28 protein-coding genes are annotated in these 22,626 nt (G+C 69.7%); 15 read left to right on the top strand and 13 right to left on the bottom strand.

Annotated features, from left to right (window positions below):
* Position 1 precedes the first annotated feature (1 nt).
* The 6 genes from IFU19_RS05100 to IFU19_RS05075 all read left to right on the top strand — a co-directional run bounded on the left by IFU19_RS05100 (position 2) and on the right by IFU19_RS05075 (position 3,104).
* Entirely contained in the window at positions 2 to 475 is a 474-nt protein-coding gene (locus IFU19_RS05100; RefSeq protein ID WP_192013083.1) for a hypothetical protein, read from the top strand.
* The gene (locus IFU19_RS05095; protein ID WP_192013082.1) at positions 463 to 918 is read left to right on the top strand and encodes a hypothetical protein; all 456 of its coding nucleotides are present in this window, start codon (positions 463 to 465) and stop codon (positions 916 to 918) included. Before IFU19_RS05100 ends, IFU19_RS05095 begins: the two co-directional genes overlap by 13 nt.
* A 13-nt stretch (positions 919 to 931) precedes the next feature.
* Positions 932 to 1,468: a holin gene (locus IFU19_RS05090; RefSeq protein ID WP_199858601.1), complete on the top strand. Its 537-nt coding sequence runs from the start codon at positions 932 to 934 to the stop codon at positions 1,466 to 1,468.
* A gap of 111 nt (positions 1,469 to 1,579) precedes the next feature.
* Positions 1,580 to 2,017 (top strand): hypothetical protein, encoded by a 438-nt coding sequence (locus IFU19_RS05085; RefSeq protein WP_192013081.1) that lies wholly within the window; start codon positions 1,580 to 1,582, stop codon positions 2,015 to 2,017.
* Positions 2,014 to 2,910 carry a hypothetical protein gene (locus tag IFU19_RS05080; RefSeq protein WP_192013080.1) on the top strand — a complete coding sequence of 299 codons (897 nt, stop codon included), beginning with the start codon at positions 2,014 to 2,016 and terminating at the stop codon, positions 2,908 to 2,910. Before IFU19_RS05085 ends, IFU19_RS05080 begins: the two co-directional genes overlap by 4 nt.
* A gap of 11 nt (positions 2,911 to 2,921) precedes the next feature.
* Positions 2,922 to 3,104, top strand: a complete 183-nt coding sequence (locus IFU19_RS05075; protein WP_192013079.1) for a hypothetical protein — start codon at positions 2,922 to 2,924, stop codon at positions 3,102 to 3,104.
* A 92-nt stretch (positions 3,105 to 3,196) separates the two neighbouring features.
* Here the strand turns inward: IFU19_RS05075 and IFU19_RS05070 are convergent, their stop codons facing one another.
* Positions 3,197 to 3,595, bottom strand: coding sequence for a hypothetical protein (locus IFU19_RS05070; RefSeq protein ID WP_192013078.1), 399 nt, complete (start codon positions 3,593 to 3,595; stop codon positions 3,197 to 3,199).
* A 53-nt stretch (positions 3,596 to 3,648) separates the two neighbouring features.
* Between IFU19_RS05070 and IFU19_RS05065 the strand changes: the two genes are divergently transcribed.
* From IFU19_RS05065 to IFU19_RS05045, 5 genes are all read left to right on the top strand, one after another.
* Positions 3,649 to 4,209: a hypothetical protein gene (locus tag IFU19_RS05065; RefSeq protein ID WP_192013077.1), complete on the top strand. Its 561-nt coding sequence runs from the start codon at positions 3,649 to 3,651 to the stop codon at positions 4,207 to 4,209.
* A 1-nt stretch (position 4,210) separates the two neighbouring features.
* A complete protein-coding gene (locus tag IFU19_RS05060; RefSeq protein WP_192013076.1) occupies positions 4,211 to 6,319 on the top strand; it encodes a hypothetical protein in 2,109 nt (702 codons plus the stop codon).
* Between the two features lie 110 nt (positions 6,320 to 6,429).
* Positions 6,430 to 6,621, top strand: a complete 192-nt coding sequence (locus IFU19_RS05055) for a hypothetical protein (RefSeq protein ID WP_192013075.1) — start codon at positions 6,430 to 6,432, stop codon at positions 6,619 to 6,621.
* A gap of 72 nt (positions 6,622 to 6,693) precedes the next feature.
* Positions 6,694 to 6,876, top strand: coding sequence for a hypothetical protein (locus tag IFU19_RS05050; protein ID WP_192013074.1), 183 nt, complete (start codon positions 6,694 to 6,696; stop codon positions 6,874 to 6,876).
* Between the two features lie 349 nt (positions 6,877 to 7,225).
* On the top strand, positions 7,226 to 7,465 hold the full coding sequence (locus tag IFU19_RS05045) for a DUF3263 domain-containing protein (protein WP_192013073.1): 240 nt from the start codon (positions 7,226 to 7,228) through the stop codon (positions 7,463 to 7,465).
* 344 nt (positions 7,466 to 7,809) lie between these two features.
* Here IFU19_RS05045 and IFU19_RS05040 read toward each other — a convergent pair whose 3' ends face one another.
* The 5 genes from IFU19_RS05040 to IFU19_RS05020 form a co-directional block, all read right to left on the bottom strand.
* Entirely contained in the window at positions 7,810 to 8,832 is a 1,023-nt protein-coding gene (locus tag IFU19_RS05040; protein WP_191915055.1) for a CNNM domain-containing protein, read from the bottom strand.
* Entirely contained in the window at positions 8,829 to 10,232 is a 1,404-nt protein-coding gene (locus IFU19_RS05035) for a hemolysin family protein (RefSeq protein ID WP_192013072.1), read from the bottom strand. Before IFU19_RS05035 ends, IFU19_RS05040 begins: the two co-directional genes overlap by 4 nt.
* A 238-nt stretch (positions 10,233 to 10,470) precedes the next feature.
* Positions 10,471 to 11,166 carry a hypothetical protein gene (locus IFU19_RS05030; RefSeq protein ID WP_191915057.1) on the bottom strand — a complete coding sequence of 232 codons (696 nt, stop codon included), beginning with the start codon at positions 11,164 to 11,166 and terminating at the stop codon, positions 10,471 to 10,473.
* A complete protein-coding gene (locus IFU19_RS05025; RefSeq protein ID WP_055837098.1) occupies positions 11,163 to 12,074 on the bottom strand; it encodes an ATP-binding cassette domain-containing protein in 912 nt (303 codons plus the stop codon). Before IFU19_RS05025 ends, IFU19_RS05030 begins: the two co-directional genes overlap by 4 nt.
* On the bottom strand, positions 12,071 to 12,469 hold the full coding sequence (locus tag IFU19_RS05020; protein WP_055837101.1) for a GntR family transcriptional regulator: 399 nt from the start codon (positions 12,467 to 12,469) through the stop codon (positions 12,071 to 12,073). Before IFU19_RS05020 ends, IFU19_RS05025 begins: the two co-directional genes overlap by 4 nt.
* A 232-nt stretch (positions 12,470 to 12,701) precedes the next feature.
* Between IFU19_RS05020 and IFU19_RS05015 the strand changes: the two genes are divergently transcribed.
* Positions 12,702 to 13,043: a DUF7882 family protein gene (locus tag IFU19_RS05015; protein WP_070407949.1), complete on the top strand. Its 342-nt coding sequence runs from the start codon at positions 12,702 to 12,704 to the stop codon at positions 13,041 to 13,043.
* Positions 13,044 to 13,102: 59 nt separating this feature from the next.
* Here IFU19_RS05015 and IFU19_RS05010 read toward each other — a convergent pair whose 3' ends face one another.
* Both IFU19_RS05010 and IFU19_RS05005 read right to left on the bottom strand, forming a co-directional pair.
* Positions 13,103 to 14,521, bottom strand: a complete 1,419-nt coding sequence (locus IFU19_RS05010; protein ID WP_192013071.1) for an ATP-binding protein — start codon at positions 14,519 to 14,521, stop codon at positions 13,103 to 13,105.
* Entirely contained in the window at positions 14,518 to 15,192 is a 675-nt protein-coding gene (locus IFU19_RS05005) for a response regulator transcription factor (RefSeq protein ID WP_192013070.1), read from the bottom strand. Before IFU19_RS05005 ends, IFU19_RS05010 begins: the two co-directional genes overlap by 4 nt.
* A gap of 145 nt (positions 15,193 to 15,337) precedes the next feature.
* Here IFU19_RS05005 and IFU19_RS05000 point away from each other — a divergent pair, with 145 nt between their 5' ends.
* From IFU19_RS05000 to IFU19_RS04990, 3 genes are all read left to right on the top strand, one after another.
* Positions 15,338 to 15,898 (top strand): hypothetical protein, encoded by a 561-nt coding sequence (locus IFU19_RS05000; protein WP_192013069.1) that lies wholly within the window; start codon positions 15,338 to 15,340, stop codon positions 15,896 to 15,898.
* Positions 15,899 to 16,090: 192 nt separating this feature from the next.
* Positions 16,091 to 16,885: a hypothetical protein gene (locus tag IFU19_RS04995; protein WP_199858600.1), complete on the top strand. Its 795-nt coding sequence runs from the start codon at positions 16,091 to 16,093 to the stop codon at positions 16,883 to 16,885.
* 171 nt (positions 16,886 to 17,056) lie between these two features.
* Entirely contained in the window at positions 17,057 to 17,560 is a 504-nt protein-coding gene (locus tag IFU19_RS04990; RefSeq protein WP_055940363.1) for a DUF3145 domain-containing protein, read from the top strand.
* A gap of 140 nt (positions 17,561 to 17,700) precedes the next feature.
* Here IFU19_RS04990 and IFU19_RS04985 read toward each other — a convergent pair whose 3' ends face one another.
* The 5 genes from IFU19_RS04985 to IFU19_RS04965 all read right to left on the bottom strand — a co-directional run bounded on the left by IFU19_RS04985 (position 17,701) and on the right by IFU19_RS04965 (position 22,497).
* Entirely contained in the window at positions 17,701 to 18,939 is a 1,239-nt protein-coding gene (locus tag IFU19_RS04985) for a beta-ketoacyl-[acyl-carrier-protein] synthase family protein (protein WP_055837117.1), read from the bottom strand.
* A gap of 67 nt (positions 18,940 to 19,006) precedes the next feature.
* The gene (locus IFU19_RS04980) at positions 19,007 to 19,255 is read right to left on the bottom strand and encodes an acyl carrier protein (RefSeq protein WP_022880558.1); all 249 of its coding nucleotides are present in this window, start codon (positions 19,253 to 19,255) and stop codon (positions 19,007 to 19,009) included.
* A gap of 68 nt (positions 19,256 to 19,323) precedes the next feature.
* Positions 19,324 to 20,328 carry a beta-ketoacyl-ACP synthase III gene (locus IFU19_RS04975; RefSeq protein WP_191915062.1) on the bottom strand — a complete coding sequence of 335 codons (1,005 nt, stop codon included), beginning with the start codon at positions 20,326 to 20,328 and terminating at the stop codon, positions 19,324 to 19,326.
* Positions 20,325 to 21,245, bottom strand: coding sequence for an acyltransferase domain-containing protein (locus IFU19_RS04970; protein ID WP_192013068.1), 921 nt, complete (start codon positions 21,243 to 21,245; stop codon positions 20,325 to 20,327). Before IFU19_RS04970 ends, IFU19_RS04975 begins: the two co-directional genes overlap by 4 nt.
* Before the next feature lie 82 nt (positions 21,246 to 21,327).
* Complete coding sequence (locus IFU19_RS04965) at positions 21,328 to 22,497, bottom strand: PucR family transcriptional regulator (RefSeq protein ID WP_055837903.1); 1,170 nt, start codon at positions 22,495 to 22,497, stop codon at positions 21,328 to 21,330.
* Positions 22,498 to 22,626: the final 129 nt, after the last annotated feature.

Below are 22,626 nucleotides of genomic sequence, written 5' to 3'. Positions count from 1 at the left end.
TGTGTTCGCTCGCATGTGGCGGGCGAGCATCTGGCATCCCGAAGCGATTCCCGTCATCGAGGGGCAGATCTCACGCGATCTCAAACGCGTGGTGCTGCCCCTCTTCGACGTCGCTCTGATCGTCATGGGCGTCGCCGCCCTCGCGGGCGGGATGCCGAGCTTCGACCTCGTGCACAACCACCTCATCTCCGCGGTCGCCGGGTGGGCACTTCTCGTCGGCGGCACGAGTGCGCTGTTCGGTGTCGTGTTCCCCCGACTGTGGGTGGCGGAGGCGGCGGGGAAACTCGTCGTGCTGCTCATCCTCGGCGCCTACGCGGGCGCTCTGTGGGCGCTCGTCGGCGAGGGAAGCGCTGGCCGTGCACTCACTGCCGGTGCGTTCTCCGGACTCCTGGCGCTGCCCCTCTGGAATCTCGTGCGCCTGGGTCGTGAACGCCGCGCCCGCCGCACGCGGAAGGGGCGCAAATGGAGTGGCTGACCCCAGTCGTATCCGCCCTCGGGGGCAGCGCCGCGACCATCCTCGGAGCGTACTTCCTCCTCCGGGGGAAGAAGGCTGAGACCGAGGTCGCTGAGGCCGAGGTCGAAGCCAACGCCGCCGATGCGTTCCTCAAGGGTCAGGCCGCGTTCCAGGCGTACGTCGATGGCGTAGTCGACCAGCGCGTCGCCGCTGCCGTAGCGAAGATGCAAGGCGATCTCGACGAGATGGGCCTCATCGTCAAGCGGATGAGCGACGAGTCCCACGAGATGAACGACGCGATCCGATCGCGTGAGACGCAGCTCTGGCTGTGGAACATCCGCAACAGGCAGGGGCCGATGCCCGGGCTGCCGGAGCCAATCCTCGAGAAGCTCGGCATCCTCCACCTCGCTGGCGGGGACGACCTCGCCATTCCCAACCCCGGGCCCCCGGGGTCTTCGTCTTGAAAGGACACCCCCCGTGAAGCTCTCAAACCTGACCAACCCGCTGTGGTGGAAGGACGCCGGCATGCGCGCCGCGTACACCGCCCTCGCCGTCGCCGTGCCCTACCTCGCCGGGTCGCTCATCGCCGAGGTGCCGTGGGTGACGCTGCTGCTCACCGCGGCGCTCGCGTTCCTCGCGTCGATCGTCACCAGCCTCGCCGGCCTGCCCGAGGTGGAGGGCGTGCACCTGCCCTGGTGGCTCGCCGCCGTCGAGCGCGTCGTGAAGACGTTCGCCCAGTCCCTCGCCGCGGGCTTCGTCGGCGCGGTGCTCATCACCGACGTCGACTGGGCGTTCGCCCTGCAGGCGGCCGCCCTCGCCGCGCTCACCTCGCTCGTGCGCCTCATTCTCGCCACGCTGCCTGCCGACCCGACCAAGGGGACCTCCATCCGCGTGGAGGGTGTCGCGTACTTCGAGGGCGGGACCGTGACGACCGAAATGCCTCCCGTCCTCGTCCCTACGCCCGCCGACCCGCACACGGCGCGCTACCGCGATCCCGGCGCGCACAACGAATGATCCGGTTCCTGGCGGCGGTCCTCTTTCGTGTGGGCCGCCGCCGCTCTCTACTCCCACATTCCCACCCCTGTGCCGTCACCCACGGGTGAGGGCTGAGAGGAGCGTCGCCGCATGGCTACTTACCCGTACACGATGCGCGTGACCGACTTCTCGGGGTCGCCCTTCCCTGGTGCTGTACCCCGCGCCCGCATCCGGCCCGTACGGGACGCGTCGGGGCCGGACGGGATGCTCGCCGCCCGCGACGTCCCCGTCACCCTGGACGCCTCCGGGTTCGGGTCGTTCGACCTCGTCGCGTCGGTCGACACCGCACCGGCAACCCGGTATCGGCTCGTCGTCGACTGGCTCACCACCACCCAGTCCGGTCAGGAGATCGCCGCGTGGGGTTCGGAGTGGGAGTTCACTGCCGTCGCTGGTGGTGGCGACATCCGCACGATGGGCGACGTCCCCGCATCCGCGATCTTCTACGGCCCGCCGTGGCCCGCCAACACCCCGCCCGGTCTGTACATCGAGACCGTGACCGGTGACATCGGATGGAAGGAACCCTCATGAGCTTGCCTTCTGGCGTGGCGAAGATCGCCAACAACCGCGGGCCCGTCGGGCCGGCCGGTTCGGTCAGCGCGGGTGACTTCGTGTCCATCCCCGCAGGAGAGCAGGGCCGGGTGCTCACCCGGAAGGTTGGGGAGATCACCCTCCTCGACGTGTACGCACCTCGCGGACTCCCCGGCGTCAACGCCCTCCCCGCGGACGCTGCATTCGCCACCTACTCGACCGCTCAGGGGTCGGCGACGAACACGGCGCTGCGGTCGTTCCTGCTCCCGCGCGCCGACGTCGCGGCAACCGTGGCTCCGCTCATCAACGGTGCTGGGCCAGTTCGCGACGCGCTGCGGTCGGTGTTCCCGGTGGCGAGCATCCTCGGCGTCGGCAACAACACAGCCCCGCTCATTGAGTGGACGGGAGTCGCAGGCGCCTTCGCCGCGTTCCACGCCTCCAACGGCCCCGGCTTCACCGGCCCCTATCTCGTCGGCCTCGGCAACGACTGGGGCGCGACGACCGCTCTGCATCTCGCCAACAAGGCCGGCGGGGTGGGGCTCTACCTCGACAACCACCCCAGCGCCACCGGGGTCGGCATGTTCGCCGCGCAACGCTCCGACGCATCACTGTTCGACTTCGTCACCGCCAAGAACGCCGCCGGCGCCCTCATGGTGATGCGGGTGGACGCGTCCATCACCAACCCCGGGACACTCGCCGCGTTCTACGGGAAAGCCAACGCGCCCATCCTCGAGCTACACGGCAACGGCGGGCTCGGTTTCTTCGGCAAGACCCCCACCGGGCGTCAGCCTCGCATTCCTTTCACGAGCGCGGACCCCGCCGCGATGCAGGACGCGACCAACAAAATCATCGGCACGCTCATCGAGCTCGGCCTCATCCACGCCAACACCTAATTGGAGACCCCGTGACCGTTCGTATCCTGCACGTTGTTGTTCAGCCAGTCCTGGTGGATGACGACGGCGAGACCCTCACCCCGATCAGCCCCGAGCCCGCCCAGGCGCTCACCGCCGCGCAACTGCTCGACTTCGCGACCGACCTCCCGTCGAAGATCGCGGCGCTCAACACGGCGGAGGCGACTGATGAGTGAGGGAACGCCGCGCGCACTCGTGAACAAGACGAACGGTGTCGGTCTCATCGTCCACCCGACCGCATCGATGCGCGGCCCCTATCGCCTCGGTGTCAGCGTGCGAGTTCGCGGATGCCGAGCTTGGTGGTCGCGAGTGACTCGTCACCTCTGAACAAGCCGAACTCGAAGAACCCGAACGCTGTGAACGTGAATGGCAGCGGAATTGTGATCCATCTGTAGAGGGTCCCGTCAGCGAATGGCTCGAAGTCGACCGCCACGTCGACAGGGATTGTCCCAATTTCGTCCCACGCAGCCCCGACCTGGTGGACGCACAGACGCAAGGTCGCTGAGTCGCCGGCGTCCTCGTGCTCTACCTGGAAGACAAAGAACCATTCACGGCCGAACGGCACGCTACTGGCAGCGACGATCTGGCTCGACAGTCCCGAAGCTGAGGTCGAGCCAAACTCGGGATCGTCCACGCCGTCGGCGATGAAGAAACTGCGCACTCTCATGGTGCACACGCTATCGACTTCGGCGCGTGCGCCGATAGAGAGGAGACCGCCTCATGGCTGAGTCCCCGTACCCGCCGTACATCCCCCTCCGCACGATCGTGTGGGGCCGGGCTCTGCAAATGGAGACGACCCGGCCTCTGCGTATCGAGACGGAGACGCGCGCGTCGCGCAGTCTCGTGTGGGCGGAGACGGCGGAACCGTTCTTCCCGGCCGGGGAAGTGCGCACGCCCCCGGTCGGGGTGGAAGCAGTCATCGAGGTGCCGAGCACCTACCTCGCCGGATGGGTGGACCCGGCGACGGGCGACCCCGTCGACCCGACGGCAGGACCGACGCACACCTACACGACACGCGTGCGCGTTTTCGACGGGGACCGCCTGGTCAACGACTACGAGGTCGGCCCGTACGTCGTCCCTGCCGGCATCACGCCGCTGGACGGCGAGCTGCTGCGCTTCTTAGGACTCGCTCCCTCACCTTTGACCTCGGCAGCGCTCTGGGATCTCACCGGCCTCGACGACTTCCCGCCGGGCGCGGCCGTCGGCGACTGGGGCGTCGACTTCACCCCCTTCACCAAGCCGAACGGCGACACGGTGATCCGCTTCTTCAGGAAGGACTGACGTGACCAAGACCCTCGCCGGAGAGATCCTCCTGCCCCCCGGACCCACCGACACCGGCACGGCGACGCTCGTTAAAACCCCCACCTCCGTGACCCGCGGGACGATGGACACCGTGTTCGGTCGTCCGGAGATTTCGTGGCCGCGTGGGCTCGTCGCCGCATTCACCTTCGGAGAGGCGGCCGGCACCGGCAGCGTCACATCCGACGCGGGTATGCGCTCCATCACCGTGCCGCTGCGCAACGGGGTGCACGCGAAGTCGACCGAGCTCGGACCGTTCGGGCCCATGCTCGAGTTGGACGGGGCGACCCTGTTCGCGCTGGAGAACGACCCGGGAATCCTCGACCTCGCACAGTATGGCGACCAGGTCACGGCGATCGCGATGGTGAAGAACAAGAAGGACTCCGGTATTTGGTGCGTGGGCGGTGTTCACCGCGAGGGCTCGTTCCAGCCATCGCGCCAGTTCGCCCTCTACGACAACGCTCCCGCCTACGGGGGCGCCTTCCGGGTCAGCCCTCACATCGGAGCCCAGGACGGCGCTACGCCGTTCTACCCCTACAACGTCAACTACGGTGCCACGGCTCGCCACCACGGCCCCCTGTTCGGGGCCGCCGACGGCTACGACATCCTCCGAACCATCGCGGGTACCTACGACGGGCAGCAGATCCGTGCCTACCTCGACGGACTCACGGACTCATACCCGTCGTTCACCGAGCCCGACGGCCTACAGCTCACCGTCAGTAAGAACCCGTATCCGCTCGACAAGGGCCTCAACCGATCGTCGACACCGAAGGACTTCTCCATCGGCGGTGCGACGAACCGCCTGGACACGGGGGCACTTCTCCCGATCAACATGATGAAAGGCAGCCTCGCGGTCCTCGCCTTCTTCAATCGGGCGCTCACTCCGGAGGAGATCATGGGCGTGCAGATTCAGCTGCAGCGCCGCCTGTCGAAGCAGCTCGGCGTGGTGCAGCCGTTCACCTGGCTGGACTTCAACATCCGCGACGCCAACGGCACCCGCCCCCTGTCCCTGCTCGGCCTCCGCGGCTACGAGGGCACCGCGGGAACCCCGACGCACGACCTCACCACCGGCAACGGGTGGCGGCTCAACGGCACGTCTCAGGCGTCGGGGCGCGACTTCCTGTTCCGTTCGGCGGAGACCCCCGGACTGGCGTTCTTCCCCACGGAGAAGTCGTTCCGGGCCTCGCAGCTCCGGCGAGTTCGCTTGCTGCTCAACTCTTCCGCCATGACCGCCCAAGTGCGGTTCGTGCTGTGCGTGGGCGGACAGTGGTACGCCACCCACCAGACCGCGGCGATGAGCAAGGACGGCGCGTCCGGCACATCGTGGGCGACCACCGCGGAGCAGAAGATCCTTGCGCTCGGGCTCGAGGCGGGTATCTGGCGGAAGCTGACCCTCGCCCCCGGCGACGCGACACCAGTGCTGATGACGAACCTGATGGCCGACCCGCAGGGGTCGGGCTCGTCGTTCATCTCGGTTCCGGGCACCGGTGCTGCTGCGTCCGGTGCCCCGCAGCCCGCTGGTGGGGCCGACAGTGAGCCCTTCTGGCGCACGACGTGGACGACGGGATCGACGGACGTCTCCGGGGGTGTCATCGTCTCGGGCGACAACCTGGTGACGCCAGGCAAGTCGTACTCAGCTGGGCTGCCGGTGCGCTGCTCGAAGAATCAGACGGTGATCCTGCAGGTGCAGTTCGTGAATGCAGACGGCGTCGTGATCGGCTCCCGCAATGGCCCGGCTACGCAGCTTACGGCTAACGCCTTCGGTCAGGTGCGGACGAGCTACGTCGCGACCGCGCCGGCAGGCGCGGTGCGAGCACGCCTGTTCGTACGCGCTGCGGGTGATGGTGTGCCCTGGGTGGCAGCGGACAAGCTCGACCTCAAGAAGCCGATGCTCGTGGAGGGCAGCTACCTGCCGCCCACCCACTTCGCCGGCACCCAACCGGTCCCGATTCCCTCGGGGCTTTCGCTCGACGCCACCGCCACGACCGAGAACATCCCCAACGGCACGGTCGAAGCATTTGGCATCTACTCCGACGCCGGCGCGGGCACCCACCGCATCGCGGAGATCGCCCTGTACGACACCGCCGCCTGACCCTGCACGACATAACGCCCCCGGCATCCCTCTTCGGAGATACCCCCTACCCGACGCTCGGCACTGAGAGTAGCTTCGGTCTCGAAGGGGGGCGGAGAGGATGCACTCCAGTGTCAGAATCGAAGCCCATCAGTTGGAGCACCATCTCAGGCCTCACGGACCGTGAGCGACAGCTCGGACGGTTCATGTTCGGCGACGCCGACCTGCGCGGAATCACGGTGGTCAACGTGACGATCAACGGCGAGCGACTCCCGGACATCGTCGACGGCGAGGTGATGGGGTCTGAGCGTCGCGCCAGCTAGCCAGCACGACAACGCCCCCGGCGTCCCTCTTCGGAGGTGACGCCGGGGGCATTTCGTCGTTACGGTGGCGGCATGCCGACGACACAGGAGTTCAACGTCATCCGAACTGCGTGGGAGGTGTCCGGGGGAACCTACTGCGCGCACCGGTGGGTAACCGTCATCGACAACCGGGAGAAGAACGGATGCGTTGACTGCGGGTGGGTCGTGAAGAAGTCGGACGGAGACCCCGGTCCGATCATGCTGTCCGGACGGTGACGGCGTTCCGCCATACGACGGGTTGCCAGTGGCCTCCGTCGCAGGGCACGTTCACGATGACGACGCGATCAGTAGCCCCGATGGCCCAGCCTTCACATCGTTCCGCTGCACGGTTCGGCCACGAGACCCACACCCACACCGGCCGCGGTGAGTCGAACCACTCGACCTGCGCCGGCCCCCACGCCTGCGGGGGGAGCGTCACCGGCGCGACCGCGGCCGCCGCCTTCGCGATCTTCTCATCGCTGACCTTCGTCGAACCCATAGACCGGTCCCCTTCCCCGGCCAGGAAACAGGCTACGCGCCACCTCCGACATCCCGAATGTCGGACCCCCCGAGCATCATGGTCATCATGACGAGCATCGACACGATCGAATTGCTCGACTTCGAGGAGCAGTGGCCCCGCTGGTCGAGCCGGAAAGACATCGCCATCCGCGCGCGGTTCGACACCCCACCAGCGCGGTACTTCCAGCTCCTGCACCGGGCGATCGATACGGCCGAGGCGCTCGAGGCCAAACCCATGCTGGTGCGGCGTATCCGCCGTCGACGGGATGCCGGTCGGGCTGAAATAAGCCGTCGGCACGCGAGCTGATCTGCCCACATTCTGCCCACAGGCTCACCGTCCACCGTCGTTTTCCGATGTGCTCTGCCGAGCCCCGATGGGGCGTATTTCCGCGGTTTTCGCGCCGTGCCGCATCCGTGGACAGGGTTCAAGTCCCACCCGCCCTACGTTCCCCTCCGTCAGGCCGCGCATGATCGGAGGGCGTTTTCTCTGCCCTCACACCGTCGCGTGGGCTGCCGAACCATCTCCCGGACAGGACGGTAGTCACTGGTCGGGCGGGTTCGATACGAGAAGTGGTCGCATGCGCGCCAACCGCTCACGACGAGTGGCGCAACGGTCCCGCTCCGCCCAGCGCGAAGCGGGACCCGCACCACCTACCGTGCGAGCGGAACGAGTTCCCCCGCGCCGGGCAGGATCTCGCGCAAAAGGTCGTCGAGGGTGACCACCCCGATCAACCGCTCGCCGTCGACGACCGTCGCCAACTGCACGCGACCGCGCCGCATGCGCGCCAGAGCGTCGTACGCCGACGCCGACGGCTCCAGCACCAGGGGCTCGCGCGCGATCTCGAGCGCCGGGGTCGTCGGGTCGACGGTGAGCGTGTCGCGCACGTGGGCGACGCGCGAGGTCGCACCCGCGCCGACGAGGATGCGCAGGTGCGTCGACGAGGCGGCGACCGCCTGGATGTCGGCGACCGTCGCATCCGCGGCGACCGACGTCGGCGTGCGATCGGTGCGCACGATGTCGCCGACCGTCAGCGTCCCCAGCGCGATCGCCTGCGCGATCGGCTCGGAGTACTGCTTCTCGAGCGTGCCCGCCCGACGCGAGTGGGCGACGAGTTCGCGTATCGTGTCGGCATCCTGCCCACCGGCGGCGGCCTTGTCGACGGGCTCCACGCCCGAGGCCTTCACGAGGCGGTTGGCGATGTGGTTGATCCACAGCAGGAACGGGCGCAGCGGCCAGGTGAGGGCGCGGGCCAGGATGCCGGTGGCCTTCGCCGCCGTCTCCGGGTGGGCGATCGCCCACGACTTCGGCGCCATCTCGCCGATCACCAGGTGCAGGAACGTCACCACGATGAGCGCCAGCATGAACGCGATGACCCCGGACAGGACGGGAGGAAGTCCCCACTGCTCGAGCACGGGTGCCAGGGCGTAATCGATGGCCGGCTTGGTGATCGCGCCGAGCAGGAACGTGCAGGCGGTGATGCCCAACTGCGCGAAGGCGAGCATGACGGTCAGCTCGTTGACGCCGCGCAGGGCAGCACGCGCTGAGGCGCTTGTCGCTGCCTCTTCTTCGAGCCGGTGACGCCGGGCGGCGAGCAGCGCGAACTCGACGATCACGAAGAACGCACTCGCGACGATGAGCGCGGTGGTGATGAGAGCGATGGTCCAGCCGTTCATCGGGCCACCTCCCGGTCGATCGCGACGACGTCGTCGGCAGGCTCGGCATCCCGGTCCACCTCGTGCAGGTCGACCTTCAGCTGCGAGGGCACGTGCCGGTCGACCTCCACGACCTCGATCGCGAGCCAGCGCTCGATGTCGAGACCCTGCACCGTCTCGGACGCACGCTCGGGCAGATCCACGCGCACGATGACGCCGACGGTCGGAAGATCGCCGTGCGTCTCGATGACGAGACCGGCGACCGTCTCGACGTCGCCCTGGGTGAGGTCGTGGCCGATGAGTCGCTCGAGCTCGTCGAGATGCAGATCGCCGGGAACGCTCCACGCGTCGTCGCCGACCGAGGCGGCCTCGGCGACCTCGACGTCGTGTTCGTCGGAGAGTTCGCCGATGACCTCTTCGGTCAGGTCCTCGATGGTCAGGATGCCGTCGAAGTTGCCGTACTCGTCGACGACGCACGCCAGTTCATTGCGCGTCTGGCGCATGCGATCCAACGCGACGGGGAGCAGCATCGAGGTGGGCAGCACGACCGCGGCGCGCATGACGGCGGCCACAGGGGTCTCGTCCGACGGGTTCTCGCGCAGCACGTCGATGAGTTCGACGACGCCGACGGGGGAGTCCTCGTCACCGATGACGGGGTAGCGGGTGTGCCCGGTGGCCATCAGGGCGCGCACCTCGCCCACGGTGGTCTCGGGGGTGACCGAATCGATCTGGGAACGCGGGATCATCGCGTGCTCGACGTCGCGGTGCGGAAAGTCGAGGATGCGGTCGATGATCATCGACAGATCGTCGGGCAGGTCACCGCTCGCGCGGGACTCCTCGATGATGGCCTCGAGGTCGCGCGCGGTCGCGCTCTCGTCGACGTCTTCGAGCGGCTCGATCCGCAGCACCCGCAACAGGGCGTTGGCGGCGAGGTCGAAGACCGAGATCAACCAGCCGAACAGCAGGAGGTAGATGCGCGTCGGCACGGCGAGGGCGCGCGCCAGCGGCTCGGGGTCGGCGATGGCGAGGTTCTTCGGGTACAGCTCACCGAAGATCATGGTCACGATCGTGGCGAGCAGCAGGGCACCGACGGTGCCGATCAGCACCGAGACGGCCGGATCGATCCCGATCCCGCCGAGCAGCGTCCCGAGAGATTCACCGATGAGCGGTTCGGCGACGTAGCCGATCAGCAGACCGGTGACGGTGATGCCGAGCTGCGCGCCCGACAACATGAACGACGTGCGCTTGGTGATGCCGAGGACGCGCTTCGCCTGGGCGTCACCCTTCTCGGCCAACGCCGCCATGCGCGAGCGGTCGACCGACATGTACGCGAACTCCTGCGCGACGAAGAAGCCGCACGCCACGATGATCGCCAGAGTCACGATGACGCCCACCAGGAGCGTCAGGGCCGCAGCCAGCATCAGATCTCACCCCCTCTCGGAAAGAGGGGGCTCGAAGATCGGCCCTCCTGGTCGGTGGAGGTGCGGTGAGGGCTCACGGGGTTGTCTCTCTCGTGGGTCGGGTGATCGCAGATCCCTTCGATGCTACCGAGGCCGCTCCCGCGTAGCTGGGGATTCGCCTCGCCGCCGGGGCTCGCCGCCCGCGCGGGAACGCGAAAGGGCCGGGCCGCCGAGACGGTCCGGCCCGATCGCATCCGGGTCAGGGGACGGCGCGTCGCAACGTCGCGAACGACGACGTCGCGAGCACCGCGGTGAGCACGATCCCGCAGACCGCGATGCCGAGGGCGCCGAGCGCGAGAACGATGTCGGCCACCCCCTGCCACGACCGTGTCACCGTGATCAGCCACACCACGAGCACGAGGAGCAGGCCGACGCCGACCAGGGTGACCGTGGTGACCAGGCCGCCGAAGCGCTTGAACACGGTGGCGGCCCAGAAACCGATGACGAAGAAGAACATCGCCAGGGCGAAGTAGGCGACCCCCGCGGCGAGCGGACCGGCCTCCCACACCCACGGGATGTAGAAGAACCACCCGTTCATCCCGTAGCCGTTGGTCGCCCGCTCGATCATGCCGCCGAGGACGAAGACCACCGACAGCAGCGCCGCCGTCAGCGCAGCGGTCAGGAGGGTGCCGGCGAAGAAGTCGCGACGGGTGACGCTCATCGCCTGCGAGAACGGGAACGTCCGCGTCAGCGACTGGGCCCCGATGACGCCGAAGTACCACAGGGGCGCCTGCACCCCGCCGCTGATCATCACGCCGCGCGCCCCCGCCGACTGGATGATGCCGTAGAGCAGCAGGCTGATGGCGAGAGAGCCGAACAGGATGATCAGGGGGATCCAGACGAAGGTCTGGCGGTTGATGAGCTGCAGACGGACGACGTTCAGCGCGCGGTTCATCGCAGCGCTCCTTCCGGAAGAGTGGCGGCCGACGCGCTCGCCGCGTGCGGGGTGGCTCGGACGATGAACTCCTGCAGCGAGACGGGCGAGACCTCGAGCCGCGCCTCGGCGAGGGCGCGCCGATCGACCGGGGTCAGGGCGCCCAGGATCGTGACCGAGGCGACGCCTCCGAGCGTTTCCCGGTGCAGCACCTCACGGCCCGCGCAGAAGGCGTCGACGGCGGCGGCGTCTCCGACGACGGTCGCTGCCCGCTCCCGCACGGCGTCGGTGTCTTCGTCCATCACCACGCGGCCGCCGTCGAGCACGATGACGCGTTCGAGCAGGTTGGCGACCTCGTCGATGAGGTGGCTCGAGAGGATGATCGTGCGCGGATGGGAGGAGTAGTCCTCGAGCAGACGGTCGTAGAAGATCTGACGGGCCACCGCGTCGAGTCCGAGGTACGGCTCGTCGAAGAAGGTGATCTCGGCGCGCGATGCCAACCCGATGACCACTCCCACGGCCGAGAGCTGACCGCGCGACAGCTTCTTGATGGTTCGAGTCACGGGGATCTGGAGCTGCCGGATGAGATCGGCGGCGAGTTCGTCGTCCCAGTTCGGGAAGAAGATCTTCGCGGCCGCAAAAGCGTGGGCGGGCTTGGCGTCATCGGGATACTTCTGGCTCTCGCGCACGAAGCACATCCGCGACAGCACCCGCGGGTTCTCGTACGGGTCCTCGCCGAACACGCGCACGCGCCCCTCGGTGGCGAAGTTCTGCGCGGTCAGGATCGACATCAGGGTGGTCTTGCCGGCGCCGTTACGCCCCAGCAAGCCGTAGATGGCGTCTTTCTCGATGCGGAACGACACGTCGTTCAGGGCGGCGGCGTCACGGTAGCGCTTGTGGAGGCCGGCGACCTCGATCACAGCGGTCATCGGGCGATCCCTTCGTTGGTGTGGGCGGGGGAGGAGCCGAGCGCCGCGCGCTCGCGGATGAGGTCGGCGAGATCGTCGGGGCCGAGGCCCAGCGTGCGGGCCTCGGTGAGGAGGGGCTCGACGAAGCGGTCGGCGAATGCCGAGCGACGCTCGCCCAGGAGCTGTTCCCGTGCTCCGACCGCGACGAACATGCCGATGCCGCGTCGCTTCTGCAGCACGCCTTTGTCGACGAGCATGGTGATTCCTTTCGCTGCGGTGGCGGGGTTGATGCGGTGGAATGCCGCCAGTTCGTTGGTGGAGGGCGCACGGCTCTCCTCGGCCAGCGAACCGTCGACGATCGCGTCCTCGACGCTCTCGGCGATCTGGAGGAACAGCGCTCGGCCGTCGTCGATCATGCGACCTCCGTCTGTTGGTTACCTACTTGACTAAGTAACCATCTAACAGGGGTGGTGCGCGTGTCAAGAGCGAGTTCTGACACAACACGCCCGGCCCGTGGATGGCCTCGCCCGAACGCGCCCCACCCCCGATCCGGGTGGCACAATAGAAGTCCCCGCATTGCCTCGCTTCCCGGCGTGGTCCCGCCCTTGCTCAACAGGTGCGCTTCGTCGCGCCGGAAATGGACCCGCCGTGGGACGCCTCATCTACCGTGACCGCGCGTCGTTCGATATCGACGACCGCATCCTCGCCCATCTCCGCATCGTCGTGATGAACAAGCTCCGCCGCAACGAGGGCTTCATGCTCCAGCTGCCGGTGAACGAGGGCGTTCGGCAGGCCAGCCTCTGGATCCACGCCTCCAACGCGCTCGTCATGCAGTTCTACGGGGGACGCGAACCCGCCATCGACCGCGAACTCGTCGACCAGATGATGCACGACGCCAGCGGCGCCGATGGGCTCACGCTCACCGCGGCGGGCATCGCCCCGCTGCCGATCGCGACCCGTCAACCCGCGGGGGTGCGCGCCGGACGCTGACCCGCTTCGCACCGGTGGTCATCGCGTCCGCCGGTGCGGTCGGTCGCGACGGCGCCCGGTCAGTCCGAGACCGGCAGCGTCAGCTCGAAACGCGCCCCGGCATCACGGGGAACGTTTCGTACCTCACCGCCGTGCGCTCGGGCGATCCCGCGCGCGATGGGCAGGCCGAGGCCCACGCCGCCCGTGGGCGAGCGCGCGGCGTCCAGGCGCACGAGACGGTCGAAGATGCGCTCCCGCTCCTCGGCCGGCACGCCCGGACCGTCGTCGCTGACGGCGACGGTGCCGGCGCCGCCCGTCACCGCGGCCTCGACGACGACCGTGCCGCGCCCGTTCGTCGCGCGCGCGGCGTTCTCGACCAGGTTCGACAGCACCTGCGCGATGCGCCCCGCGTCGATGCGCACCGGCACGGCGGCATCCGGAACCACCGACGACACCTGCAGCGACGGGTGCACGAGCTGGGCGCGTTCGATCTCGGCTGCCACGATCGTCCGCAGATCGACAGAGCTCCGCGTCAGCTCGAGCCCCTGATCCACCCGGGCCATCGTGAGCAGGTCGTCGACCAGACGGGAGGCGCGCTGGGCCTCGCGGGCGACGTGCGCGGCGAGCATCTCGCGCTCGGGTCCGTCGAGATCGGCGCGCACCAGCGTGTCGGCGGCGGCGCGGATGCCGGCGACCGGCGTCCGCAGCTCGTGTGCGGCATCCGAGAGGAACGCGCGCAGGCGGGCCTCGGCCTCGCGCGCGGATTGCTCGGCTCCCGTGACGTCGTCGAGCATGTCGTCGAGTGCCGTCGCGACCCGACCGATCTCGGTGTCGGATCGCGTGGGGTGCAGGCGTCGCCCGCGTTCACCGGCCCCGATCGAGCGGGCCACCTCCGAGACCCGGTCCAGGGGCTGCAGCGTGCGACGCACGACGAAGGTCACCGCTCCGGCGGCCACCACGAGCACGCCGACCGAGGCGATCGCCATGATCCACCGCACCTGGACGAGCGTCTCGCCGATCCCGGCGGCGGATGCGGTCAGGCTCAGTGTCGAACCGTCGCTCAGCGTGGAAGTCAGCGTCACGAGGTCGGCGTCGCCCGTCACGGCCGAGGCGACGACGCTCACGTCGGTCGACGCCGAGGGGAGGGGCACCGACCGCTCGGCGGGATCGGGGCCGCCGGGACCGGGCGGCCCGTCGCGCAGCTGCTCGGGGCTCGGCCCCGCGACGACCGAGTCGCCGCCCGCGCTGTCGATGCGCACCGACAGGCCCTGATCCGACAGTCGCTCGGCCAGGTCCTCGTCGTCGACCGTGCCGACGAGCGAGGCGGCCGCGGCGGCGCGGTCGCGCAGGCGCTCCTCGATCTGGCCGCGCAGGCGGGCGCCGAGGGCGACGTCGACGACGACCGAGAGCACGATGAGCAGCAGCGCCACGAGGGCGACGACCGCGACGATGGTGCGCCGCCGCAGCGACCCCGCGCGCAGCGGCCGCGTGTCGCTCACGGCGTCACGCTCAGGCGGTAGCCGAGCCCGCGCACGGTGTGGATGAGCCGGGGACCGTGCGCCTCCATCTTGCGGCGCAGCGCGCTCAGGTGCACCTCGACCAGGTTGGGGTCGTAGTCGTCGTACCCCCACACCTGCGTCAGGATCTGCGCCTTCGACAGCGTGCGACCACGACTCTCGGCGAACAGCCGCAGCAGGCGGAACTCCGTCGCGGTCAGATCGAGCGACGATCCGGCGCGGCGCGCGGTCGTGGCATCCGGATCCACCACGAGGTCGGCCACCTCGATGGTCTGCGGCAGACGACCGCGGCGACGGAGCACGGCGCTCGTACGCGCGATGAGCTCGGCCATGGTGAACGGTTTCACGACGTAGTCGTCGGCGCCCTCGGCGAAGCCGCGAAGACGATCGTCGACCTCGTCGCGGGCGGTGAGCATGATGACCGCCGCGTCGCTGCGGGAGCGCACGAGCGGGAGCAACCGGATGCCGGAGGGCCCGGGCATCATCCAGTCGAGCACCACCAGGTCGGGGCGGAACGCCTCGAGGCGCACGGCGAGGTCGGTGCCGTCGGGCGCGGCCTCGGCGACGAATCCGTCGGCGCGCAGGGCGGTCGCGACGGCGACACGGATGGTCTCGTCGTCGTCGAGCACGAGCACGCGGGCAGCGGAGGACATCCGCCCCACGCTAGGGCACATCGCTGCGCGCCTGTTATGCGAACGGCCTGGGTTGACCGCACGGTCGGCGGCTTCAGGTTCGCTTCAGTCCCCGCTCGAAGGCTGGTACTCGAGACGGTGACCGACACCGCCGCAGAAAGAGATCATGAACGACGACAACCCCACCCTCCCGCTGCCCCGCATGGACGACGCGCACGAGCCGCGTCGTCGGTCGTGGAAGCGTCCCGCCCTCATCGCCGGCGCGGTCATCGTGGCCGCCGGCCTCACCGGCGGCACCGCCGCTCTGGCATCGTCGGGCGGCATGACGCCCGTCGCGTCGGTCACGTCGGCGCCGAGCGCCGACGGCGTCTCGCCGAGCACGACCACGCCCACCCCGGGCACGACCCCGAGCGGTGCCCCGACCGCACCGGCCGACGGTACGGCCCCCACGCCTCCCGCCGACGGCACGGCCCCCGCGGCCCCGGGTCCCGGAGCCAAGCCGGGCGAGTGCGCACCCGGTGGTCCCGGCGCGCCGACCCCGCCCACCGACGGCACGGCCCCGACCCCGCCCACCGACGGCACCGCCCCCACCCCGCCGACCCCGGGCTCCGGGCCGGGCGCCGGGGAGCGCCCCACGCCCCCGACCGACGGCACCGCTCCCACCCCGCCGGCCCCGGGCACCGAGCCCGGCACCGGCGCCACGCCTCCGGCCCAGCCCGGTTCGTGACACCTCACCCGCGCTGATCGCCGCGCCACGCCCATCGGCGTGCAGCACGCGGTCAGCGCGGTGGGGCACGATCGAGGGGTGGCGAACAGCACGCGGACCCGCCGCCCGACCCCCGGACGCCCCCGCGCTCGCCCTTCTCGTCGACGTCGGCCCGCACCACGTGTCCTGCGTCGCCGGCGCATCATCGTCGGTGTGGTCGGCATCCTGCTCGCGGGCCTCGTCGTGCTGGCGATCGTGCCGCTGGCCGGCCTCGTCTCGGCCTGGAACGCCGAGACGCGTCGCCAGGCCATCGATCTGACGACATTCGATCCCGGCACCCTCATCAGCGACGCCGACTTCTACGACGCGAACGCCCTGTCAGCCGGCGAGATCCAGGATTTCCTCGACGCACAGGTGGGCGAGTGTCGCAACGACTCCTGCCTCGCCGTCCTGCGGACCACCCTTCCTCCTCGGGGGCCGATCGTCTCGGATGCCACGGGAGAGACGGTCTGCGAGGGCTACGACGGCGGGGAGCTGACGGCGGCCGAGATCATCGACCGCGTCCAGCGCGCGTGCGGCATCTCGGCGAAGGTGCTGTTGGTCACGCTGCAGAAAGAACAGAGCCTCGTCGCCGGTCGCACCGCCCGAGCCCCCGAACCGCGCGAGCTCGGAGCGGCGATGGGGGCTCGATGCCCCGACGACGCCGCGTGCGACACGGGCGCCGAGGGTTTCGCCGCCCAGGTGGCCCAGGGCGCGACCGACCTGAAGTCGTACAGCGCCTCCGACTTCATGCGGCAACCGGGAACGCACTACATCGCCTACTCGCCCGATGCCGCGTGCGGCGGCTCCGACGTGACGATCACCAACGAGGCCACCGCGGCGCTGTACAACTACACGCCCTACCAACCCAACGCCGCGGCTCTCGCGGCACGCTGGGGGACGGGCGACGCATGCTCGGCCTACGGCAACCGCAACTTCGCCCTGTACTGGGCCCTCTGGTTCGGCTGATCTGCGGCGACCCCGACGCCGCGCGGAGCATGCCGTACGACCTGACCATCTGCAGCGAAATCACAGTGTTGTGATTTCGTTATGAACGGGCGATAATTGCCGGACAACCGAACAATCGCCGGCACTCCATCACAGGTCGTAGGGGAAGACGTACCTGACGAAGGAGAGACCATGGCGATCACGTCTTCGCGCGGAGTGATTCTGATCCACTCCGCGCCCCGCGCGTTGTGCCCCCACCTCGAGTGGGCGGTCGGACGCGCTCTCGGCCGCGCCGTCAACTTCGACTGGGCCGAACAGCCCGTGCTGACGGGCAGCCGCCGCGCGGAGTTCTATTGGGAGGGCCCGGTCGGATCCGGCGCCGCCCTGGCCAGTGCCATCCGCGGGTGGGAGCACCTGCGCTTCGAGGTGAGCGAAGATCCCACGCCCCGCAGCGACGGCGGCCGCTGGATGCACACGCCGGGTCTCGGCATCCACTACGCGCAGACGGACGCTGCGGGCAACGTCGTCATCGGCGAGGACCGCGTGCGCTACGCGATGGACGTCGCCGGCGGCGACGCTCTCGAGCTGCAGCGCGAACTCGACATCGCGCTCGGCTCCGCCTGGGACGAAGAGCTCGAACCTTTCCGCCACGCCAGCGACGACCAGCAGATCGTCTGGCTGCACAAGGTGGGGTGAAGACGTCGGGCGGGGGAGGCGCCACTACCGGAGGCCGGTGATCGCACCCGGCATCGAGACCGCGTATCCCTCGCTCGACAAAGGCAGAACGCCCCCGGCGTCCCGATTCGATTCGGGATGCCGGGGGCGTTCTTCGTGCGTCAGACCGAGGCGATCGCGACGACGGCGTTGTGACCGCCGAAGCCGAACGAGTTGCTGATCGCGAGCTGGTCGCCGGAGCCCAGCTCGACCGGCGCACCCGAGAGCGCGAAGGGCACGTCGGGGTCCTGCTCGGTGAGGTTGATGGTCGGAGGCGCGACGCGGTTCTTCAGCGCCAGCACCGTGAAGATGGCCTCGAGCGCTCCCGTGCCACCCAGCAGGTGACCCGTCGAGGCCTTCGTCGCCGACACGGGGATCTCGTCGATCCGGTCGCCGAACACCGTGTGGAGGGCCTTGTATTCGTTCGGGTCGCCCACGGGGGTCGAGGTGGCGTGGGCGTTGATGTGGGTGACGTCGTCGGCCGACGCTCCCGCCATCTCGAGCGCCAGGCGCACCGCGCGGGCGGCTCCCGTGCCCTCGGGGTCGTTGGCGGTGATGTGGTACGAGTCGGCGGTGACGCCGCCTCCCACGATCGAGGCGTAGATCTTGGCGCCGCGGGCCAGGGCGTGCTCCTCGGTCTCGAGGATCAGCACGCCCGCGCCCTCGCCCATGACGAAACCGTCACGGTCGATGCTCGCCGGACGCGAGGCCGTCTCGGGGGAGTCGTTGCGCTTCGACAGCGCCTGCATCGACGCGAACGAGGCGATGGTGATCGGGTGGATCGCCGACTCGCTTCCGCCCGCGATCACGACGTCGGCCAGACCGTCGCGGATGTGCTGCACGGCGTTCACGATCGATTCGGTGCTCGAGGCGCAGGCCGAGGCCACGGTGCGCGCGAACGCCCGGGCGTTGAAGTGCAGCGAGAGGTTGCCGGCGGCCGCGTTCGGCATGAGCATCGGCACCGTCATCGGCATGACGCGACGCGGGCCCTTCTCACGCAGCACGTCCCAGGCGTCCAGCAGCGTCCACACGCCGCCGATGCCGGTGGCGAAGTCGACGCCGAGGCGATCGGGGTCGACGTCGGGCGAGCCCGCGTCTTCCCAGGCCTCTTTGGCGGCGACCATGGCCAGCTGCGCCGAGGGGTCGAGACGCTTGGCGACGGGACGATCCAGAACCGTCTCGGGTCGCACGAGCGCCTCGGCGGCGAAGGTGACGGGCAGGTTGTACTTCTCGACCCATTCGTGCTCGAGGGTGCGCGCGCCGGAGGTGCCGGCGAGCAGCGCCGACCAGCTCTCGGGGGCGGTACCGCCGATGGGCGAGGTGGCACCGATGCCGGTGACGACGATGCGGGATGTGCTCATGGGTGAAGGATCCTTGGTCCGACCGGAAAGACATGACCGGTGGGGGCCGAAGCCCCCACCGGGAGAGTCAGGACTGGTTCGACGTGATGAACGTGACAGCGTCGCCGACGGTCTTGAGGTTCTTGACCTCGTCGTCGGGGATGGTGACGCCGAACTTCTCCTCGGCGTTGACGACGATTGTCATCATCGAGATGGAGTCGATGTCGAGGTCATCGGTGAACGACTTCTCGAGGGCGACCTCGTCGGCCGAGATACCGGTCTCGTCGGTGATGAGCTCGGCAAGGCCGGCGAGAACCTCGTCGTTGGTGAATGCCATGATGTCTCCTGTTTGTTAGGGGTGGACCCTGACGGGCCCCGACCAGTCTAGAGTTCGGCGACGCTGCGTCAGGGAAGGACGACGACCTGCGCGCCGAACACGAGACCGGCTCCGAAGCCGATCTGCAGGGCGAGCCCGCCGCTGAGCTCGGGGTGCTCCTCGAGCAGGCGGTGGGTGGCGAGCGGGATGGATGCCGCGGAGGTGTTGCCCGTGGTCTCGATGTCGCGGCCGATGACCACCGTCTCGGGCAGGCCCAACTGCTTGGCGAACTCGTCGATGATGCGCATGTTCGCCTGGTGCGGCACGAAGGCGGCGAGGTCCGACGGCTCGATGCCGGCCGCCTCGATCGCCTGACGCGCGACCTTGACCATCTCCCAGACGGCCCAGCGGAACACGGTGGGACCCTCCTGGCGCAGCGTCGGCCACGGCGCGGCTCCGTCGCGGAACTGCGTCAGCGTGGCGTTCATGCCCACGGCATCCGCTTTCGATCCGTCGGATCCCCACACGGTGGGACCGATGCCGGGGGTGTCGCTCGGGCCGATGACGACCGCGCCGGCACCATCGCCGAGGAGGAACGAGATGCTTCGATCGGTGGGGTCGACGATGTCGCTGAGCTTCTCGGCGCCCACCACGACCACGTGCTTCGCGAGACCGCCGCGCACGAGGGCGTCTGCCTGGGCGACGCCGTAGGCGAAGCCGGCGCAGGCCGCGTTGAGGTCGTACGCCGCCGCGGGGTTGGCGCCGATCCGGTCCGCGACGATCGCCGAGGCCGAGGGCGTCTGCTTGGGGTTGCTGATGGTCGCCACGATCACGGCGTCGATGTCGGCCGGCGCGACGCCCGACTTCTCGACGGCCTCACGGGCGGCATCGGTGGCGAGGTCGATGACGTCGGTCTCGGCGTTCGCACGGACGCGCGTGACGATGCCGGTGCGCTGGCGGATCCACTCGTCGCTCGAGTCGATGGGGCCGACAAGGTCGTCGTTCGGCACGAAGTTCTCGCCGCGCGCGGCGCCGTACGCGTAGATGCGCGTGTGGGCGGGGCCCTGCAGCTGACGGAGGGTGGGGGTGCTCATGCCTGGTCTTCTTTCAGGAGTGAGACGGCCGCGTCGAGGTCGTCGGGGGTCTTGACCGCCACGGTCGGGGTACCGCGCAGGGCGCGCTTGGCGAGCCCGGTCAGGGCGCCCGCGGGCGAGAGTTCGATGATGCCGGTCACACCCTGCTCGGCGAACGACGCCATGCAACGGTCCCAGCGCACGGGCGACGCCACCTGGGCGACGACGAGGTCGAGCGCGCGGCGCCCCTGGTCGACGGTCGTGCCGTCGGAGTTGGTCCAGAGCGTCGTCGAGGGGTCCGACACCGACACGTCGGCGGCGGCGGAGCGCAGCGTCTCGACGGCGGGTTCCATGAAGCGCGTGTGGAACGCACCGGCGACCTGCAGGGCGATCACCCGGGTGCCGCGCGGGGCGTCGGCGGCGAGCTCCGCCAGAGCGGGCAGTTCGCCGGCGGCGACGATCTGACCGCCGCCGTTGTAGTTGGCCGGGGTGAGCCCGAGCGCTTCGAGACGCTCGAGCACGGCCGCCTCGTCTCCTCCGACCACGGCGCTCATGCCCGTCTCGACGGCCGAGGCCGCCTCGGCCATGGCGCGCCCGCGCAGTCCGACCAGGCGCAGGGCGTCGGCCTCGTCGAGGACGCCGGATGCCGCGAGGGCGGCGATCTCTCCGACGGAGTGCCCCGCGACACCGGCGGGTCGAGGGGCGTCGGATGCCGTCAGGGCCGACCACGACAGCAGGCTCGCCGCGACGATGAGCGGCTGCGCGACGCTGGTGTCGCGGATACGGTCGGCGTCCCACTCGGTTCCGGCGGCGACGAGATCGACGCCGGCCTGCTCGGAGTAGGCCTCGAGGCGCTCCCGCGCTCCGTCGAGTTCGAGCCAGGGGGAGAGGAACCCAGGAGTCTGCGAGCCCTGCCCGGGGAAGACGGCGATGATCACCGTTCCATCCTGCCAAGGATCAGGCGCCGCGTTCTGGAGATATCGACACAGAAATGCGGCGTGTCTTTGTGCGCGCCGTGCATCAGCGCGGCAGAGAGGAGCGCCGACCGGCGGGTCCACGGCGACGCGTGGCGTCGGTTCCGATCGATCCGAGGATCAACGCGGTCTGCAGGATGAGCGCCTCGCGGGGCCCCGTGGCATCCCATCCGATGACCTCCGACACCCTCTTGAGGCGGTACCGCACGGTGTTGGGGTGTACGTAGAGCTCGCGCGCGGTGGCCTCGAGAGACCGACCGTTGTCGAGGTAGCTCCAGAGCGTGGCGACCAGGTCGGCGCTGTGCGCCTGCAGGGGGCGGTAGACGCGCTCCACCAGCGTCTGCTTCGCCACGGCGTCGCCGGCGAGGGCCCGCTCGGGCAGAAGGTCGTCGGCCTCGACGGGGCGGGGGGCGTTCCGCCACGCGCGCGCGACGGCGAAGCCCGCCAGCGCGGCGCGGGCACTCTGTCCCGCATCGACGAGAGCGGCGACGGGAGGCCCGAGCACGAGGTGCCCCGTGCCGAAGCCGGGCTCGAGGCGCTTGGCGATCTCGGTGAAGGCGAGCTCGGTGACCTCGTCACCCCCGCGAGCGGGGAGGTCGGCGCGTCCGAGCACCAGCACGAGCCGCGACCCCTGCACACCGATGAGCACGTCGACGCCGAGCTTGCGCGCGGTGCGGCGCACCTGGTCGACGTCGAACTGCGGGGGAGTGGTGCCCACCAGTACCGCGACCTCGCCGTGGCCGTGCCAGCCGAGAGCCGCGATGCGGCTGGGGAGCTCGTCATCGGCTTCGCCGGTGAGGATCGAGTCGACGACGAGGGCTTCCAGCCGGGCGTCCCAGAGGCCTCGGGCTTCGGCTGCGCGGGCGTACACGTCGGCCGCGGCGAACGCCACCTCGCGCGAGTAGAGCAGCATGGCCTCGCGCACGGTCTTGCTGCGCCCGGCGACGCGTTCCTCCATGACCTCGACGGTCACGCGTACCAGCTGCAGCGTCTGGGTGAGGCTGACGCTGCGCAACAGCTCGCGGGGCGCGGCGGCGAAGATGTCGGAGGCGATCGCGGGGGTCTGCGCCGGGTCCTCGACCCACTGGGTGAACGAGGTGATGCCGGCCTGGGCGACGAGTCCGACGGCCGAGCGGCGCGCCGGGGGCATGCCGGCGTACCAGGGGAGCGTGTCTTCGAGACGTTGGATGGTCGCCGTGGCGAGGTCGCCCGAGATGCGGCGGAGCCACGCGAGAGTCTCGGCCTTGTCGCGCGCGACGCGGTCGGAGCCGGCGGGCGGGGCGCCGGTCTCGCCACCGCCGGAGGAAACGCGATCGGGACCGGCCCCACCCGAAAGGGCGGGGCC

It is taken from the genome of Microbacterium sp. CFBP 8794 (genome assembly GCF_014841235.1).
GTDB lineage: Bacteria > Actinomycetota > Actinomycetes > Actinomycetales > Microbacteriaceae > Microbacterium.
The sequence above is the reverse complement of the archived record's forward strand: the minus strand, read 5'-3'. Positions and strand labels throughout refer to the sequence as shown.